The sequence below is a fragment of the Geomicrobium halophilum genome (assembly GCF_014207655.1).
Taxonomy (GTDB): Bacteria; Bacillota; Bacilli; order Bacillales; family Marinococcaceae; genus Geomicrobium; species Geomicrobium halophilum.
Window position 1 is genome coordinate 1 of record NZ_JACHHJ010000011.1, and the last position, 1629, is coordinate 1629.

The 1629-nt window shown below is 57.0% G+C and carries 1 rRNA gene; it reads right to left on the minus strand.

What is annotated here, in order from left to right:
- Positions 1 to 80: 80 nt before the first annotated feature.
- A 16S ribosomal RNA gene (locus tag HNR44_RS17485) occupies positions 81 to 1628 on the minus strand.
- Between the last annotated feature and the right edge of the window lies 1 nt (position 1629).

Below are 1629 nucleotides of genomic sequence, written 5' to 3' on the forward strand. Positions count from 1 at the left end.
AGCAGTTGCCCGCTCAAAACTGAATGAAAGCTAAAGCGTGTCGTTCGGGCCTTCGGCTAGAAGGCCCCTGTGCTCCTTAGAAAGGAGGTGATCCATCCCCACCTTCCGGTAGGGATACCTTGTTACGACTTCACCCCAATCACCGGCCCCACCTTCGGCGGCTGGCTCCAAACGGTTGCCTCACCGACTTCGGGTGTTGCTGGCTCTCGTGGTGTGACGGGCGGTGTGTACAAGGCCCGGGAACGTATTCACCGCGGCATTCTGATCCGCGATTACTAGCGATTCCAGCTTCATGCAGGCGAGTTGCAGCCTACAATCCGAACTGAGAACGGCTTTTCAGGATTCGCTCCACCTCACGGTTTCGCTTCCCGTTGTACCGTCCATTGTAGCACGTGTGTAGCCCAGGTCATAAGGGGCATGATGATTTGACGTCATCCCCACCTTCCTCCGGTTTGTCACCGGCAGTCAATGTAGAGTGCCCAACTCAATGCTGGCAACGACATTCAAGGGTTGCGCTCGTTACGGGACTTAACCCAACATCTCACGACACGAGCTGACGACAACCATGCACCACCTGTCACTCTGCCCCGAAGGGAAACCTTGTTTCCAAGGCGGTCAGAGGATGTCAAGACCTGGTAAGGTTCTTCGCGTTGCGTCGAATTAAACCACATGCTCCACCGCTTGTGCGGGCCCCCGTCAATTCCTTTGAGTTTCAACCTTGCGGTCGTACTCCCCAGGCGGAGTGCTTAATGCGTTTGCTTCGGCACTACGGGTATCGAAACCCCTAACACCTAGCACTCAACGTTTACGGCGTGGACTACCAGGGTATCTAATCCTGTTCGCTCCCCACGCTTTCGCACCTCAGCGTCAGTCACAGACCAGAGAGTCGCCTTCGCCACTGGTGTTCCTCCACATCTCTACGCATTTCACCGCTACACGTGGAATTCCACTCTCCTCTTCTGTACTCAAGTCTGGCAGTTTCCAATGCCATTCCGTGGTTGAGCCACGGCCTTTCACATCAGACTTGCCGGACCGCCTGCGTGCCCTTTACGCCCAATAATTCCGGACAACGCTTGCCCCCTACGTATTACCGCGGCTGCTGGCACGTAGTTAGCCGGGGCTTTCTGGTGAGGTACCGTCACAGATCGGGCATTTCCTCCCCATCCTATTCTTCCCTCACAACAGAGCTTTACGATCCGAAAACCTTCATCACTCACGCGGCGTTGCACCGTCAGACTTTCGTCCATTGCGGATGATTCCCTACTGCTGCCTCCCGTAGGAGTCTGGGCCGTGTCTCAGTCCCAGTGTGGCCGATCACCCTCTCAGGTCGGCTACGCATCGTCGCCTTGGGAGGCCGTTACCCTGCCAACTAACTAATGCGCCGCGGGCCCCTCTTGCTGCGGCGGCTCAAAGCCGCCTTTTCCCTCTCCGGCAGGTGCCGGAAAGGGGACATCCGGTATTAGCACCGGTTTCCCGGTGTTATCCCAGACAGCAAGGCAGGTTCCCCACGTGTTACTCACCCGTCCGCCGCTAACCCTCAGGGTGCAAGCACCCCGGGTTCGCTCGACTTGCATGTATTAGGCACGCCGCCAGCGTTCGTCCTGAGCCAGGATCAAACTCTCCATCATA